Source organism: Flavobacterium alkalisoli, assembly GCF_008000935.1.
GTDB classification, from domain to species: Bacteria; Bacteroidota; Bacteroidia; order Flavobacteriales; family Flavobacteriaceae; genus Flavobacterium; species Flavobacterium alkalisoli.
Genome location: NZ_CP042831.1, coordinates 1756550 through 1771815 on the forward strand (window position 1 = coordinate 1756550; position 15266 = coordinate 1771815).

Consider the following 15266-nt stretch of genomic DNA (forward strand, 5'->3'; position numbering starts at 1 on the left):
ACGGTATATTTGTACGTCTTAACATTACTTTTTCCATAGCTTTTAATGATAAAATCGAAATACACCTCAAAAAGTGATTATTGGTACAGTACCATTGTAGGTAGCGTGTTTACACTAATTCCTATATATGGAGCAGGTTATTTATTTTTTACTTAAAACGGAGATGATAGAGTTTTGGCCATTATGGCTGGTGGCAACCATACTTATTATAGCCTTTTTATTATGGCAGGACAACACTTGGCGAAAAGTGGTTACTGGTAAATCTAAAGCAGTTAATTTTGATATTGTAAAAACCGCTTTGCAAAATTTAGGTTGGGAAGAAAAAGGTTTTACGTCTAAAATAGAGCTTACTTATAATAAATATATTCTGAAATTTCTTGAGATCAATATTGAACCTCATTCCCAAATAATACTATATCATTTTAGGTATGCAACTTCCAATAGTGCCAGGTTACTTTTTATTTTCGGGATATGTTCTTTTTGCGAGTGGCGCTTTAAACGGGCTTTAGAAAAAGAAATATTAAAAAGATAAATAGCTTAAATAATAAATCAACTAAAAATATAGTTATAGGTAATAACCTACATCTTAACTATATGACTGCCAAATTATACCTGTTATTTTTTCTTTCTGTTTTTAGTTGTTCAGGAACTAAAAAAGAAGAGCCTAAAGAAACTGAAAAAGACTATTCTGCCATACATGCCGAAGCACTTACCTTTTGTAAAGAAAAAGGTTTTAGCGAAGATTACTATTTCTTAGTAGATATGAGTGTGCACTCTGGTAAGAACCGCTTTTTTGTATATAGTTTTAAAGATACTATTGTAACCGACAAGAATCTGGTTACACATGGCAGCTGCGATAAGTTTGATGATAACCCGTATAAATACCAAACAGCCAAATTCAGTAACAGGGCCGATAGCCATTGTTCTTCTAAAGGGAAATACAAAGTTGGTAAACGCGACTACAGTTCCTGGGGTATAAACGTAAAATACTGGCTGCACGGACTGGAAGAAAGCAATAACAATGCAGTAGACAGGGTAGTGGTATTACACTCTTGGGATGCCGTGTCAAACAGGGAAATCCATCCGCAATATAGTCCGCTTAGTTGGGGCTGCCCTGCGGTGTCAGATATTTTTATGAAGAAACTGGACGAAAAACTGAAACAGACAACCAAGCCTGTTTTGTTATGGATTGTAGAATAAAGATTATTTGTTTATTCGATGATTTGTTGATTTACCCCAAATAACCTAATAATCTAATAACCAAATCCACAGATTATCCTTTCTTCGCTTTTTCAATTAAATCGCTAAGGTGTACCCTTAATGCTTTTACCGATATGCTTATTTCCCAAAAGGAAACAGCAAGTGATGCTAACAGCAGCAGCAGGCTTAACCCGAAAATATAAGTGCCCCAAATGTTACTGCCTACAAATAATAATGCCATTGCAAATACCGAAAAGAACAGACTTAATACTCCGTACATCTGCATGTGGCGTATTAAGGTCAGTCTTTTGTTGAGGTTTTGTATTTCCAGTAATATACTTTTTGTTTCGTTTTCGTCGTAGTTTTTCTTTAACCCGCGAACTATAGTAGCAATGGTAAGGAATCTGTTTGTGTAAGCAAGCAGGATTAATGATGTTGCCGAAAATAAAAGAGCCGGGGTTTCAAGGGAAAGATTCATAAATCAGGGTTTGTTAAATGGTGTTATAAAGATACTGCTTTTTAATTTTTTATGAATCATTTTAACCATCCCTAGTGCCTTTCCCGTTAACCCAAAAGTTTAAGAAAGAGATTAATGCCTCGTTTGAAGAAACCATGAGAAAGGCTGCTGCTTTTTTAGGGTGATTATGATTTGAAATTTTTATAGTTCTCATTCCAGTATTTTTCGATGAATTCCCATTTGTCTCCATAGTACCCAGAGTCCCGTGGTATGTATTGTATTAGTGTTTGTATAGAATCTTTTTTGGTTTTATAAATATATATACCGTTTTTTATTTCATCATCATCACGTTCGCATCCTATTCCTGTAATGTTACCTATTTTGTGAATCTCAAATTCTTTTATATAATATAAGTCGCTATCCCAATTAAGGTCTGCGCACCCCCTTCTGTTGTAGCTGTAATATAAATCTGAACCTTTTATCTTAACTGATTCAGGATGTGAGTCGGAATTTTTTACAAGCCTGAAAAGGTTGTGAGATTTGTCAAATAGATATATTTTTTCCAGAGGATAGTTGGACATATAATAGAAAATAATGTCTTTATATCCGTCTTCGTTAAAATCTTTTACTTCATAACTATTAACCCATTCAGGATGTTTATAGATAGTGTCGTTATCCTTCAAAATAAATATGTTAGCATTAATGCCCATGCATATTTTGAAAACATGATTATTGTTTAGGATTGTGTCACAGTTTATTTTTTCATCATCTTCGGAAGAAGATAAAGAGTTAAATATAACAGACTTATTATTGCAGGAAAAAAAGGAAACAATACACAGCAGGAGTAAGGTTTTTTTCATGGAAGTCTTTTTCCAAAAATAAACAAAAAAGCCTGCAACTTTCGCTACAGGCTTTTCATTTATTTTTTCTTCTTCTTTTTCTTTGGTTTGCATGTTTTGCAAAAATCAGCGAGTTCATTAATTTCTTTCAGTACCTCTTCGTGTAGCCTTTTAAGTTCTTCACTTTTTTGGCCTAGGTCGGTTGCTTTTCCTGCTTTGGCAGTTCTGTCGTTATATTCCCGTCTTATATTGTCAAATAATGGTTGTACATAACTAATGTCTGAAAAAGTACCTTTTTCCTCATAAAGCATTTTCCTGAATTTTCGGGCATACAGTTCGCAGGCGTCAAATTCATATTGGGCAAAATCTACCATTTTTAACGCTGTTTCCTCATTAGGTGCGATAATTATAGCCGATTCAGGGAAAAACCTGTTGCTTACTTTAGAATTAAAGTTTTTGGTAAGCATAAACTCTATATTGGTCATTTGTACGCCATAATCTAAACTGGCAGAACTGTAAACACTATAAAGGTTTGTTTCTCCTATTTGTGTGCTTTCTGATTTAAAATCAGCCAACGTTAATTTATACTCCGGGTTCCAGTCTACAACATTAAAATCCTGTGCGGTAAGTATGCTGCATATAAAAAACAGAGCGAGTGTAATGCGTGTTTTCATAGATTTTTAAAATTTTTTGCAAAACTAAGTAATTAAGCAGATTATAAAAACATAAAAAAAACCTGTGGCTCTCACCACAGGTCTGTTATAATTATTTTGAAGTGAGATTTCTCGACTTCACGATGTTTCGCTCGAAATGGAAATTACTTTATCAGGTCAAAACTACGTTTTACAAAAGCAGTAAGCTCTTCACCTTTAAGCAGGTTTTGCGATAGCTTGGCAAGGTCAAGCGCCTGTTTTACCAATGCTTCCTGATGCGTTTTGTCTCCGCTGTTAAGTATGTTTGATGTAAGCTCGTGGTTAGTGTTTACAATAAGGTTGTACATTTCAGGGAAGTTACCCATTCCAAACATACCACCGCCACCTGTCTGGCTCATTTCTTTCATACGACGCATAAATTCAGGCTGTGTAATCCTGAACGGAGCTGCATTACTATCCATAGCCTCAAGCTGAACGCTGTAAGTAGTTTTAGGTACAATCTCTTCCAGTACGGTTTTAAGTTTTTCCTTTTCTTCTTCGCTTAGTTTAGAAATCTGCTCATCATCTTTCTTAATAAGCTTGTCTATATGGTCGGCATCTACACGTGCAAAAGTAAGATTCTCGTTATCTGCCTCTAATTTTTGTATTAAGTGTGATACGATAGGTGAGTCAAGAAGAAGTACTTCATATCCTTTTTCTTTAGCATCTGCAATATAGCTGTGTTGTGCATCTTTATCGCTTGCATAAAGCACTACCAGTTTACCGTCTTTATCTGTCTGGTTAGCTTTAAGGGCTTCTTTAAGCTCTTCCAGTGTGTAGAATTTATTATCTACAGTTGGGTATAGTACAAATGCACCTGCTTTTTCGTAGAATTTAGGCTCGCTAAGCATACCATACTCCAGTACGATTTTAATATCGTTCCATTTTTGCTCAAAGTCCTCACGGTTCTCGGTAAACAGTGATTTAAGTTTATCGGCTACTTTACGTGTAATGTAGTTGGATATCTTTTTAACGGCACCGTCTGCCTGAAGGTAAGAACGCGATACGTTTAACGGAATATCCGGAGAGTCAATCACACCCCTAAGCATTGTAAGGAATTCCGGTACTATACCTTCTACGTTATCGGTAACAAAAACCTGATTTTGGTATAGCTGTATCTTGTCTTTCTGAACCTGTAAATCAGCAGAAAGCTTAGGGAAATATAAAATACCTGTTAGGTTAAACGGATAGTCTACATTAAGGTGGATGTTAAACAGCGGCTCCTCAAACTGCATTGGGTATAACTCATGGTAGAAGTTTTTATAATCTTCCTCGTTAAGGTCACTAGGCTGTTTTGTCCATGCCGGGTTAGGGTTGTTTATAATGTTGTCAACCGTAATTTCTTCTGCTTTGTAATCTTCAGGAGCATCTTCCGGTTTAGGAAGTGTTTCTGTGCGGGTACCGAATTTAATAGGCACCGGCATAAACTTGTTGTATTTTTTAAGCAGCTCGCTAATGCGGTGCTCTTCTAAAAATTCTGTAGAATCGTCTGCAATGTGCAGGATTATTTCTGTGCCCCTGTCGGTTTTATCAGAAGGCTCTAGTGTAAACTCAGGGCTACCGTCGCAGGTCCAGTGTACTGCCGGCTCGTCTTTATAAGATTTGGTGATGATCTCTACTTTTTCAGCAACCATAAATGCCGAATAGAAACCTAAACCAAAGTGGCCTATAATACCGGAGTCTTTAGCCGAGTCTTTGTATTTTTCAAGGAACTCCTCAGCTCCTGAGAAAGCTACCTGATTGATGTATTTTTCAACTTCTTCAGCTGTCATACCAATACCCTGGTCGATAATGTGAAGTTTTTTGCCTTCCTTGTCTACCTTAACCTCTATAACAGGATTGCCATATTCTACTTTGGCTTCTCCTATACCTGTAAGGTGTTTAAGTTTAAGTGTAGCGTCTGTTGCATTTGAAACCAACTCACGTAAAAAGATTTCGTGGTCGCTGTATAAGAATTTCTTGATTAAGGGAAATATGTTCTCTACCGAAACATTAATTTTTCCTGTTGTCATAGTATGATGTTTTTTATTGTTTTCTGATTTTGCTTATTCAAATAAGATACCAACCCTTGTTTGGTGACAAATTGACATTTTGTTTTAGCTGTTTGTCAGTAATCAATGGTTTTGATATGTTAAAAAATGAAAATTTTAAGAAAACATTAATTATAGCAGGGTTTTACGGGGTTTTTTATTGTAATCCCGCTGATAATAAATGATTTGTAAGAGGTGAAAAAAATCTCATGTAAAATTAACCGATATTTCCTGTTAAAAAACGAGTGGGGCTATTGTTTGGTAACAGTAAATGTGATTAACTTTATTCAACGAAAAGAAGTAAATAACCTAAAACTTAAAATAGCAGTTATGAAAAAAGTATTGTTTTTATGCATGTGTGTAATTGCCTTAGCCTCATGCTCTTCGCTAGATCAAAAATCGCAGGTTGGTATTAAAGGAAACTGGACAATATCAAGCGTTACCTATCCGGGATCTGACTACATTAAGGTAACTTCTTTTGATGTTGCCGATTCTCAGTGTTTTGTAGGTAGCTCATGGAAGTTTGTGAGTAACAACAACACTGGTGAGATGACCTTAAATAAAGTAGGCTGTCCTGCTTTTTCAAGTCCTATTATATGGTCGGTAACTAAAGACGGATCATTTACGCTAAAAATTACAGAAGGCGAAAAAGGGAAAAGAGTAACTCAGGGATATTACCTTAAGGTAATGAACCAGTCTGAAAGTTCTTTCCAGCTTGTAGATAATGTAAATGTTGGCGGTAAGAATGTAGATGTTGTTTACCAGTTTAACAAAATGTAATATCAATAAAACACAAAAAATAAAGATTATGAAAACGACGAAAATTTATTTAATGGCTTTTGCCTTTATTTTCAGTATAGGTTTTACATCGTGTGAAGCCACAAGAAATATGAATAATACACAGAAGGGTGCCGGTATTGGTGCTGCTTCGGGAGCGGTTATTGGTGGTATTATAGGTAACAATGTTGGTAAAGGAGGTAACACTGCACTGGGTGCCATTATTGGTGGTGTTGTGGGTGGTACTGCCGGAGGTCTTATAGGTAACAGTATGGACAAACAGGCAAGAGAAATTGATGAGGCTTTACCGGGCGCAGAAGTTGAAAGGGTAGGAGAAGGTATTAAACTTACACTGGGAGAAAATTCGGTTAACTTTGACCTTAACAAATCTTCATTAACTTCTACAGCAAAAGCTAACCTTGATAAGCTTGTTCCTGTGTTTAATGACTATCCTGATACTAACATTGATATTTTTGGTTATACAGACAGTAGCGGTAGTGATGACTATAACCTTAAATTATCCGAACAGAGAGCTGCTTCAGTAAAAACATATTTAGTTAGTAAAGGTTTAAGTGCCGGACGTATTAATACAATTGGCCGTGGTGAGGCAGATCCTATTGCTTCAAACGATACTAAAGAAGGTATGAGCAAAAACCGTCGTGTTGAGTTTGCAATTACAGCAAACGAAAAAATGGTTGAAGATGCTAAAAAACAGGCTCAATAATAAATTGAGTTATATAAACTAAAATAAAAAAGGCTGCCAATAGGCAGCCTTTTTTATTTTATCTCCAGTCTGAATCTCCCTGGTTTTTTCCTAAGTAGAAAACCAGTCCGGCAGAAAGGTTTAATAACTTACCTACCGAAGGCGGATCGGTTTCATTTTTGTATCGTGCACCGTTATAATCATAATCCTGACTAAAATTCATAATGAATGAAGAGTCAAAGTAAAATGCTACACGATCGGTAATTTTGATTTGAGGCGTAACGCCGAAAATAATATGGACAATATTGTCCTGACCCGGATAGCGTTGCGATTTCATATTGGAATATCCAAGCCCAGCATGTGCCAAAAGATTAAAACGAGTATCGCTGTGATATTTCAGGTTAAAGGTGCGGGCAAGATTATTTACAACCTGTGCCGAAACCCTAAAATAATCAGAGCCATAGTTGGGAACATCTTTTTTTCTGAATTTATCCGATCCAAAATCAAATTTAAACCCCCATTGTTCATCTGCCATATAACGGAAGGCAAATTCGTAATGTCTGAAATCAGAAAATCTTGCTACAGGAATACTCGCTCCATAGCCCCCTTCTAGGGAAAACTGTTCATTTTTACTTTGAGAAAAAGCGCAAAAAGAGAGCGCCAGCATACAAAGTGTGATGGTTTTTTTCATGTTTTAATAATTGGGTTAGATAGGTGTGTTTGTGTAAAGAAATAAAAAAAAAGTAAAAAAAAGTAAAAACTTAAAACCACCCCTACACTTTTTACGTATATATAACATATGTTATGATTTTTTTAAGAATTTATGAGATTCAATATTCTAAATGATATCTCACAAACGAGTTTGTTTATTTATTGGTTAGGTTGATAAGGGTGCTTTCTCCTCGTTTGAGATTGTGCCCTTATTTATTTTTAAGCACAGGGCTTTTTTGCTGTAAATCCTTTACTTTTGCAGGATTAAAAATTTATAATTTTCAATGCTTGCTGTAAAGAATATTTCTTTTGGATATACCGAGAAAAAAATAATCCATAACCTGGATTTTACTGTTAAGAAAGGGCAGAATATAGCTGTTATAGGTGAAAGCGGTTGTGGAAAAAGCACCCTGCTTAAACTTATTTACGGACTGTTTGATCTTAACGAGGGAGAGATAACCTATAAGGGAGAGCCTGTTTTAGGGCCAAAGTTTCATCTTATTCCGGGAATGCCGTACATGAAATATCTGGCTCAGGATTTTGACCTGATGCCTTACATAACAGCAGCCGAAAATGTAGGGGCATATCTTTCTAACTTTTATCCGGAAGAAAAACAAAAGCGTATTGCCGAGCTTTTAGGTATTGTAGAGATGATAGAGTTTGCCGATGTAAAAGCACAATATCTTAGCGGAGGCCAGCAGCAACGTATAGCGCTTGCAAAAGTACTGGCGCTGGAACCGGAAATTCTGCTTCTTGATGAACCTTTTAGCCATATAGATAACTTTAGGAAAAATGCATTAAGGAGAAACCTTTTTGCTTACCTAAAACAAAAAGAGGTTACCTGTATAGTGGCTACACATGATAGTACCGATGCACTTTCTTTTGCTGATGAGACTATAGTTATAAAAGGGGGAAGGATGATAGGTAAAGCACCTTCTAAAGAAATTTATTATAACCCTACAGATAAATATACCGCCTCACTTTTTGGCGAGGTTAACGAAATAAAACTGGAACTGCTTACACTAACACAAAAGGAAGACGAAACAGTTTTAATTTATCCGCACCAGCTTAAAGTGGTGGAAGAGGGGCCGCTTAAAGTTGTTGTTAAACAATGCTATTTTAAGGGTAACCGATATCTTATAAAGTCGGCCTTAAACAGGCAGGTAATATTTTTTGAACACTATAAAGAACTGCCTGTAAATACAGAAGTAAGTCTTACGGTAGACAGGAATGCTTTTGGGTAGCCTGTCTTAAATATTGTAAAGCAGTAGTTTAGCTTTCTTGAGTTTTGTCAAAAAATCAAATTATTTTCAATTCCTTTTTAAGGAATGTTTATTTTTACATCTGCATTTTTATTAAAACAAACAATTTATGTATCATTCAAAGATTTCAGGTTTAGGCTATTATGTTCCGGAAAATGTTGTTACAAATGACGATCTTTCCAAAATTATGGAGACCAATGATGAGTGGATTCAGGAACGTACCGGTATAAAGGAGAGAAGGCATGTGGTAAAAGGAGATGGTGATACTACCACTACTATGGGGGTTAAAGCCGCCAAAATAGCTATTGAACGTGCGGGTATTGATAAAGAGGATATTGATTTTATAATTTTTGCAACCCTTAGCCCAGATTATTATTTCCCTGGGCCGGGTGTACTTGTACAAAGAGATCTTGGTATGAAAAAGACTGTTGGTGCTCTTGATGTGAGAAACCAATGCTCGGGATTTATATATGCACTTTCGGTAGCCGATCAGTTTATAAAAACAGGTATGTACAAAAACATACTTATTATAGGTTCTGAACTTCATTCAACCGGACTTGATATGACAACAAGAGGTCGCGGGGTTTCGGTTATTTTTGGTGATGGTGCCGGTGCTGCAGTTCTAACGAGGGAAGAAGATATTACTAAAGGTATACTTTCTACACACCTTCATTCAGAAGGGCAGTATGCAGAAGAGCTTGCTTTAATCGCTCCGGGTATGGGTAAAAGATGGGTAACCGATATTATTACAGAAAATAATCCTGATGATGAGAGTTACTATCCTTACATGAACGGACAGTTTGTGTTTAAAAATGCCGTGGTTCGCTTTAGTGAAGTTATTATGGAAGGCCTAAATGCAAATAACCTTAAAGTAGCTGATATTGATATGCTGATACCGCATCAGGCTAATCTTAGGATTTCTCAGTTTATTCAACAGAAGTTTGGTCTAAGTGACGATCAGGTATATAACAATATCATGAAGTACGGTAATACAACTGCTGCTTCTGTGCCGATTGCACTTACCGAAGCTTGGGAAAACGGTAAGATAAAAGAAGGAGATACTGTGGTACTAGCTGCTTTTGGTAGCGGATTTACCTGGGGTAGTGCCATTATAAAATGGTAAATGAAATTTAAGAAAATGATTCTCTTAAGTACACTTGCCGTTCCTGTTGCTTTTGGGGTGTATTATTTTATTCCTGAAAAAGCATTGCCAAAAGGTAGTGAGGTAGACAGGTTGGTGGTGTACAAATCTAAAAGAAAAATGCTGGCTTACAGCGGAGAGAATCTTCTTAAAACCTACACAATTTCTTTAGGTAAGAATCCCGTAGGGCATAAACAGTTTGAAGGGGATAAAAAAACACCCGAAGGTATTTATACCATTAACGACCGTAATCCCAATAGTGCCTATCATAAAAATTTAGGGGTTTCCTATCCTAATGAGGGTGATAGGGAATTTGCTGAAAAGCAAGGCAAATCACCGGGCGGACTTATTAAAATTCACGGACTAAGGAACGATCGTGGGTATATAGGTAAGTTTCATAGATGGAAAGACTGGACAGCCGGCTGTATAGCGGTAACCGATAAGGAAATAGATGAGCTTTATAAAGCTGTAAAACATAATGCGGTAATTGAGATACTGCCATAAAACAAAAAGCCCGAAACATAGTTTCGGGCTTTTTTACTAACTACTAAATCTAATGTATAAAAAAACTAAATTCTCTTGTTTTAGAACATACCCCCACCACTTTGTTTAGTGTTGTTGTCGCGGTATTTACGCTGCATAGCCCTGTTTTTACCACCTCCAAATCGGTAGTTAAGGCTAAAGTATGCCGTATGGCTCTCCCAACGGAATTCTCCGCTTTGCGGGAACGGGTATTGGCTGTCAAAAGCATAGCGCATGGTTTTGAACATGTCGTTAAAGCGAAGGTTAAATGTAAGTTGGTTGTCAAGCAGGTTATAGCTAACACCAGAATCAACTTTGTACATTTCCTTACTATTGTTTTGTACCCCGTTTACAGGGCCTCTATAGAACCCGAAAAGGATAAAGCTTAGTCGCTTGTTAACCCTGAAGTTTGCATTAAGCCTTGCGTTAAATGCATTGGCGTCTATCTGCCTTATAACAAACTCATAGGTTCCGTCAGGTTGTGATTGGCTTACAGCTCCTTTTTGTGATATGCTTGAAAAATCGATAGCCGGCTGGATATCCATCCATTTTGCTATTTTATAGTTTGCTGAAACTTCAAATCCGTAAGACTTATTGTTGTTATAGTTGTCAAACGTCATGATCTGGTCATTAGGGTTTTCGGTAGTTTCATCCGGATATAAAACCCTACTAATCTCATCATTTATCAGTCTGTAGAATATACCTGCAGTAATTGAAGATCCTTTTTCAAATACTTTAGTATAATTAAGTTCTACCGAGTTAGTGAACTGCGGCTCCAGTTCCGGATTACCTAATGAGGTAATAAGCGGAGTAGAGAATTCCCTTATCGGTTTTGTCTGTTCAAGGCTTGGCCTGTCTACACGACGTGTGTAACTTACCTGGAACATATTTTTTTGGTTCAGGTTATAGGTAAGGTAAGCCGAAGGGTATACCGTAATATAATCGTCGTCAAAAGCTACGCCGCCACTGTTTGATTTTGCCTTTACCTTATAGCTTTCAAATCGGGCACCTACCTGGTAGCCTATTTTTTCGAATTTCTGTCCGAATGTGGCATAGGCAGAATAGATGTCCATGTCGTAAGTATAGTCTGAAACCGGGTTTGTAATCAGCGGATTCGTTGTGTTGTAATCATTGTCTGAACGGATAATCCTTGATTCGGCACCAAGCTCTAAAGTAGACTTTTCGCTAAGCGGGTTTACATAGTCAAGATTTAGTGTTGTGTTGGTGCGATTATCTTCAACCCTGTCTATATAGTTGCTGGGTACATTACCTGTTACAATATCATAAATACCAGCCTGAGATCCTTTTGTTTCGTTAAGGTTACCTTCAAAATCTAAGGTATGTCCGTCTTTATCAAACTTATGTTTGTACGCTAAGTTGTAAGTGTTATTATGGTTACCGCTGTCAAATACAGACTCCTGTGTGGTGTCTTCAGAATCACTACCTGCATAGTCTATGCCTATGTTGATGTTTGTGTCAGCAGAAAAGTTGTTCAGGTTTACATAGGCAGAAATGGTGTTTTTATCATCCAGATAAAAGTCTAAACCAAATTTACCAAAGTAATTTTCGTTATCGTTAACTACATCAATGTCTTGTAAAGAATTAACATCTGGAGTATTTCTCTCAACTTTTCCCCAATTATAGTTTTTGCCAAAGTTACTACCTGTGGTTGCAAAGAAGTTAACTTTACCCATACGGTAGTTCATGTCTAAAGAGTTATTGAACTTTGGTACTTTACCAAAAGTGATACCTGAACTCAGGTTACCATTAAATCCGTCGTTTGTGTTTTTGTTCAGGATTATATTTATGATACCGGACATCCCTTCAGGATTGTACTTTGCACTTGGATTAGTAATAAGTTCTATCTTTTTAATAGAGGTAGATGGTATCTGTTTTAATAACTGTGCCGGACTTATGTTAGTTGGCCTCCCGTCTAATAATACCCTTACATTCTGGTTTCCTCTAAGGGAGATGTTACCGTCCTGATCTACATTTACGCTTGGTATATTGTTCATGATCTCGGCAGCAGTACCTCCTGCTGTAGTAAGGTCACGGCCAACAGTAATAACCTTACGGTCAAGTTTTTGCTCTATGGTAGAAACTTCTTTTACTATTTCTACTTCCTCAAGTACAGTGTTTGATTCTGTAAGCTGAATGATTCCCATGTCGATAAATCTTGCAGCTTCTCCAAGGGTAATGTTTTCTTTATGAGTTGTATAGCCCATAAACTGTACTTCTACAGTATATTTTTTAAGCTCGAGATTTTTAATTGTAAAAAGACCGTTATCTTCGGTAATACCTCCGGTAACAACCTGGTCGCCGTTTTTAACCACTATGCTTACATAAGGCAGGCTCTCTTTAGTTTTACTGTCTACTACCTTTCCTGTAATACTTCCCGGGTTTTGGGCATACGCAGAAATCAGGCTCCCGAACAGGAGCGCAAAAAGAAATTTGATTTTCATTTGTTCGATTAATTGATTGATGATTGAACCGGCAAATGTACAGCCTTAAATGAAAGGCGACACACTAAAACCGACAAGGCATTTTAAAATTTTTATCCTGCCTTGTTATACATAAGACATAGCCGGGCATAAAATGTTACAGGTTTTTTTAATTTTTTTTTCAAGCCTGTCCTAACAGCTTTATTATGAGTGTAAAACTACTTTTTTAAATTGTAAATAAGGTGTTGCAAAACAGATAATTGAAGGGGGTTAACGCGACAGGATTCAAAATATAACTGCTGTAATTATTTTAAGAATTTTCCTTTCTGCCTCTCGGGCAAATAATTTATCTTTGCAGGCTTAAAATCAATATAAAAATGGCATTATCACAAATACTTACTTCCCATATCGAAAAAGCGGTAAACGAACTGTTTGGTGTAACCCCTGAAAAGGTTGAACTACAGGCAACACGCAGGGAGTTTGAAGGCGATATTACCATGGTTATTTTTCCGTTGCTTAAAATTATAAAAAGCAATCCGGTAGAATTAGGAAATAAAATAGGACAGTACCTTGTAGAGAATTCTGAAATTGTTGAAAGGTTTAATGTAGTGTCCGGATTTTTAAATATTGTAATTTCTGATGCTTACTACATCAGTTTCTTTAACGGTATAAAACAAAACGAAAACTTTGGTCTTTTATCTCCTGAACCGGGCGATAAGGCTGTAATGGTAGAGTATTCTTCACCTAATACAAACAAGCCACTTCACTTAGGGCATGTGCGTAATAACTTATTAGGATACTCTGTGGCGGAAATTATAAAAGCTTCAGGTAAAAAAGTATACAAAACTCAGGTTATTAACGATAGAGGTATACATATTTGTAAGTCAATGCTGGCATGGCAAAAATTTGGTAATGGGCAAACTCCGGAAAGCACAGGCTTAAAAGGGGATAAGCTGGTTGGTAATTTTTATGTTAAGTTTGAAATAGCGTTAAAACAAGAAACTACTCCAATTTACACGGATTATGTTAATGGGATTTTTTCAGAGTATCCAACTCCATTTGAACCAAAGATAAAGGCTTTAAACGAATCTCTTAAGGATTTATATTCTAAAGTAGAAGAGGAAATTCAAAAAGTTAATTTAGATTCAATTTTATCTCTTGATAAAAGATTTTATGAATTAACCAATGCTGCAATTGAAAACAAGCTAACATTTAACTCAATAATTTCTCAATTTAAATCTCATTATATTTTAGAAGATGAAAAAAATATTGATGAAAAAATAAAGAAATTTCAAACTTTAATTAAAAAAGTACTTGAAGTTGAGGATAAAATAAATGAGGCTTTAAGTGAAATTGTTGATATTGCCAAGAAGAGGACTTCGATAATGATTGAGGCTCAGGAAATGCTTCGTAAATGGGAAGCAGGAGATGCTGAGGTAATTGCATTATGGAAAGAAATGAACCAATGGGTGTATGCAGGTTTTGCAACTACTTACAACAATCTGGGAGTTAATTTTGATAGTTATTACTATGAAAGCAATACCTATTTATTAGGTAAAGACGTAGTTGAAGACGGCCTTGCCAGAGGTGTTTTCTTTAAAAAAGAAGATGGTTCGGTATGGATTGACCTTACTGAAGACGGCCTTGATGAAAAACTGGTACTTCGTGCAGACGGTACATCGGTTTACATTACCCAGGATATAGGTACTGCCATACAGCGTGTAAAAGATTATCCGGATGTGGGTGGTATGGTTTATACTGTAGGTAACGAACAGGATTACCACTTTAAAGTACTTTTCCTTATCCTTAAAAAACTTGGTTTTGACTGGGCAGAGAACCTTTACCACCTTTCTTATGGTATGGTAGATCTTCCGTCAGGCAAAATGAAGAGCCGTGAAGGGACTGTAGTGGATGCTGATGATTTAATGAGTGAAATGACTTCAACAGCTAAGCAGATATCTGAAGAACTTGGTAAGCTTGAAGGCTATTCTGACGGAGAAAAAGCAGAGCTGTACAGAACTATAGGTCTTGGAGCTTTAAAATATTACATACTTAAGGTAGACCCTAAAAAACGTATACTGTTTAATCCAGAAGAGTCGGTTGACTTTGCGGGTAATACAGGACCGTTTATACAATATACCTACGCAAGGATACAGTCGCTTATCCGTAAAGCTGATTTTGATTTCTCTAAATCTCTATCAAATGCTGATATTGCCCTTCATGAAAAAGAGAAAGAACTGCTTAAGATTATAGCAGAGTATCCGGAGGTGATACAAAATGCTGCTAACAGCCATAGCCCTGCACTTATTGCCAATTATACTTATGAGCTTGTAAGAGAGTATAACTCTTTCTACCAAAGTGTACCGGTATTGGGGTCGGAAATTGAAAACGAAAAAATATTCAGGATACAGCTATCCAAAAAGGTAGGCGAGACAATAAAATCTGCTTTCGCTATGTTAGGTATAGGTGTGCCGGAGAGAATGTAATAAAC

General features: G+C 36.5%; 15 protein-coding genes. 9 read left to right on the top strand and 6 right to left on the bottom strand.

The window, feature by feature from the left end; all coding sequences use genetic code 11:
• The first annotated feature begins 127 nt into the window (after window positions 1–127).
• Both FUA48_RS07855 and FUA48_RS07860 read left to right on the top strand, forming a co-directional pair.
• Window positions 128–532 carry a hypothetical protein gene (locus FUA48_RS07855; RefSeq protein WP_147583010.1) on the top strand — a complete coding sequence of 135 codons (405 nt, stop codon included), beginning with the start codon at window positions 128–130 and terminating at the stop codon, window positions 530–532.
• A 62-nt stretch (window positions 533–594) separates the two neighbouring features.
• Window positions 595–1200 carry a murein L,D-transpeptidase catalytic domain-containing protein gene (locus tag FUA48_RS07860; protein ID WP_147583011.1) on the top strand — a complete coding sequence of 202 codons (606 nt, stop codon included), beginning with the start codon at window positions 595–597 and terminating at the stop codon, window positions 1198–1200.
• A gap of 73 nt (window positions 1201–1273) precedes the next feature.
• Here the strand turns inward: FUA48_RS07860 and FUA48_RS07865 are convergent, their stop codons facing one another.
• Window positions 1274–1678 (bottom strand): DUF2721 domain-containing protein, encoded by a 405-nt coding sequence (locus FUA48_RS07865; protein WP_147583012.1) that lies wholly within the window; start codon window positions 1676–1678, stop codon window positions 1274–1276.
• A 74-nt stretch (window positions 1679–1752) separates the two neighbouring features.
• Here FUA48_RS07865 and FUA48_RS18670 point away from each other — a divergent pair, with 74 nt between their 5' ends.
• Window positions 1753–1842 (top strand): DUF6051 family protein, encoded by a 90-nt coding sequence (locus FUA48_RS18670; protein WP_394349204.1) that lies wholly within the window; start codon window positions 1753–1755, stop codon window positions 1840–1842.
• Here FUA48_RS18670 and FUA48_RS07870 read toward each other — a convergent pair whose 3' ends face one another.
• From FUA48_RS07870 to htpG, 3 genes are all read right to left on the bottom strand, one after another.
• Window positions 1843–2610, bottom strand: coding sequence for a hypothetical protein (locus FUA48_RS07870; protein ID WP_147583013.1), 768 nt, complete (start codon window positions 2608–2610; stop codon window positions 1843–1845).
• Window positions 2577–3170 carry a hypothetical protein gene (locus tag FUA48_RS07875; RefSeq protein WP_147583014.1) on the bottom strand — a complete coding sequence of 198 codons (594 nt, stop codon included), beginning with the start codon at window positions 3168–3170 and terminating at the stop codon, window positions 2577–2579. Before FUA48_RS07875 ends, FUA48_RS07870 begins: the two co-directional genes overlap by 34 nt.
• A gap of 143 nt (window positions 3171–3313) precedes the next feature.
• On the bottom strand, window positions 3314–5200 hold the full coding sequence (htpG, locus tag FUA48_RS07880) for a molecular chaperone HtpG (RefSeq protein ID WP_147583015.1): 1887 nt from the start codon (window positions 5198–5200) through the stop codon (window positions 3314–3316).
• 348 nt (window positions 5201–5548) lie between these two features.
• Here htpG and FUA48_RS07885 point away from each other — a divergent pair, with 348 nt between their 5' ends.
• Window positions 5549–5998: a lipocalin family protein gene (locus FUA48_RS07885; protein WP_147583016.1), complete on the top strand. Its 450-nt coding sequence runs from the start codon at window positions 5549–5551 to the stop codon at window positions 5996–5998.
• A gap of 28 nt (window positions 5999–6026) precedes the next feature.
• Window positions 6027–6719 (top strand): OmpA family protein, encoded by a 693-nt coding sequence (locus tag FUA48_RS07890; RefSeq protein ID WP_147583017.1) that lies wholly within the window; start codon window positions 6027–6029, stop codon window positions 6717–6719.
• Between the two features lie 58 nt (window positions 6720–6777).
• On the opposite strand, the gene FUA48_RS07895 is transcribed toward FUA48_RS07890, so the two are convergent.
• Entirely contained in the window at window positions 6778–7389 is a 612-nt protein-coding gene (locus tag FUA48_RS07895) for a hypothetical protein (protein ID WP_147583018.1), read from the bottom strand.
• Window positions 7390–7693: 304 nt separating this feature from the next.
• On the opposite strand from FUA48_RS07895, the gene FUA48_RS07900 reads away from it, so the two are divergent.
• From FUA48_RS07900 to FUA48_RS07910, 3 genes are all read left to right on the top strand, one after another.
• A complete protein-coding gene (locus tag FUA48_RS07900; RefSeq protein ID WP_147583019.1) occupies window positions 7694–8653 on the top strand; it encodes an ABC transporter ATP-binding protein in 960 nt (319 codons plus the stop codon).
• A 127-nt stretch (window positions 8654–8780) separates the two neighbouring features.
• On the top strand, window positions 8781–9794 hold the full coding sequence (locus FUA48_RS07905) for a 3-oxoacyl-ACP synthase III family protein (RefSeq protein ID WP_147583020.1): 1014 nt from the start codon (window positions 8781–8783) through the stop codon (window positions 9792–9794).
• Window positions 9795–10316: a L,D-transpeptidase family protein gene (locus tag FUA48_RS07910; RefSeq protein WP_147583021.1), complete on the top strand. Its 522-nt coding sequence runs from the start codon at window positions 9795–9797 to the stop codon at window positions 10314–10316.
• An 80-nt stretch (window positions 10317–10396) separates the two neighbouring features.
• Here FUA48_RS07910 and FUA48_RS07915 read toward each other — a convergent pair whose 3' ends face one another.
• Window positions 10397–12796: a TonB-dependent receptor domain-containing protein gene (locus tag FUA48_RS07915; protein WP_147583022.1), complete on the bottom strand. Its 2400-nt coding sequence runs from the start codon at window positions 12794–12796 to the stop codon at window positions 10397–10399.
• A gap of 356 nt (window positions 12797–13152) precedes the next feature.
• Between FUA48_RS07915 and argS the strand changes: the two genes are divergently transcribed.
• Window positions 13153–15261 (top strand): arginine--tRNA ligase, encoded by a 2109-nt coding sequence (gene argS, locus FUA48_RS07920; RefSeq protein ID WP_147583023.1) that lies wholly within the window; start codon window positions 13153–13155, stop codon window positions 15259–15261.
• Window positions 15262–15266 lie beyond the last annotated feature (5 nt).

What these genes read in the sequence shown, in the direction of transcription:
- FUA48_RS07855 (WP_147583010.1), top strand. Translation starts at nt 128, where the DNA reads ATGGAGCAGGTTATTTATTTTTTACTTAAAACGGAGATGATAGAGTTT.
- FUA48_RS07860 (WP_147583011.1), top strand. Translation starts at nt 595, where the DNA reads ATGACTGCCAAATTATACCTGTTATTTTTTCTTTCTGTTTTTAGTTGT.
- FUA48_RS07865 (WP_147583012.1), bottom strand. Translation starts at nt 1,678, where the DNA reads ATGAATCTTTCCCTTGAAACCCCGGCTCTTTTATTTTCGGCAACATCA.
- FUA48_RS07870 (WP_147583013.1), bottom strand. Translation starts at nt 2,610, where the DNA reads ATGCAAACCAAAGAAAAAGAAGAAGAAAAAATAAATGAAAAGCCTGTA.
- FUA48_RS07875 (WP_147583014.1), bottom strand. Translation starts at nt 3,170, where the DNA reads ATGAAAACACGCATTACACTCGCTCTGTTTTTTATATGCAGCATACTT.
- htpG (WP_147583015.1), bottom strand. Translation starts at nt 5,200, where the DNA reads ATGACAACAGGAAAAATTAATGTTTCGGTAGAGAACATATTTCCCTTA.
- FUA48_RS07885 (WP_147583016.1), top strand. Translation starts at nt 5,549, where the DNA reads ATGAAAAAAGTATTGTTTTTATGCATGTGTGTAATTGCCTTAGCCTCA.
- FUA48_RS07890 (WP_147583017.1), top strand. Translation starts at nt 6,027, where the DNA reads ATGAAAACGACGAAAATTTATTTAATGGCTTTTGCCTTTATTTTCAGT.
- FUA48_RS07895 (WP_147583018.1), bottom strand. Translation starts at nt 7,389, where the DNA reads ATGAAAAAAACCATCACACTTTGTATGCTGGCGCTCTCTTTTTGCGCT.
- FUA48_RS07900 (WP_147583019.1), top strand. Translation starts at nt 7,694, where the DNA reads ATGCTTGCTGTAAAGAATATTTCTTTTGGATATACCGAGAAAAAAATA.
- FUA48_RS07905 (WP_147583020.1), top strand. Translation starts at nt 8,781, where the DNA reads ATGTATCATTCAAAGATTTCAGGTTTAGGCTATTATGTTCCGGAAAAT.
- FUA48_RS07910 (WP_147583021.1), top strand. Translation starts at nt 9,795, where the DNA reads ATGAAATTTAAGAAAATGATTCTCTTAAGTACACTTGCCGTTCCTGTT.
- FUA48_RS07915 (WP_147583022.1), bottom strand. Translation starts at nt 12,796, where the DNA reads ATGAAAATCAAATTTCTTTTTGCGCTCCTGTTCGGGAGCCTGATTTCT.
- argS (WP_147583023.1), top strand. Translation starts at nt 13,153, where the DNA reads ATGGCATTATCACAAATACTTACTTCCCATATCGAAAAAGCGGTAAAC.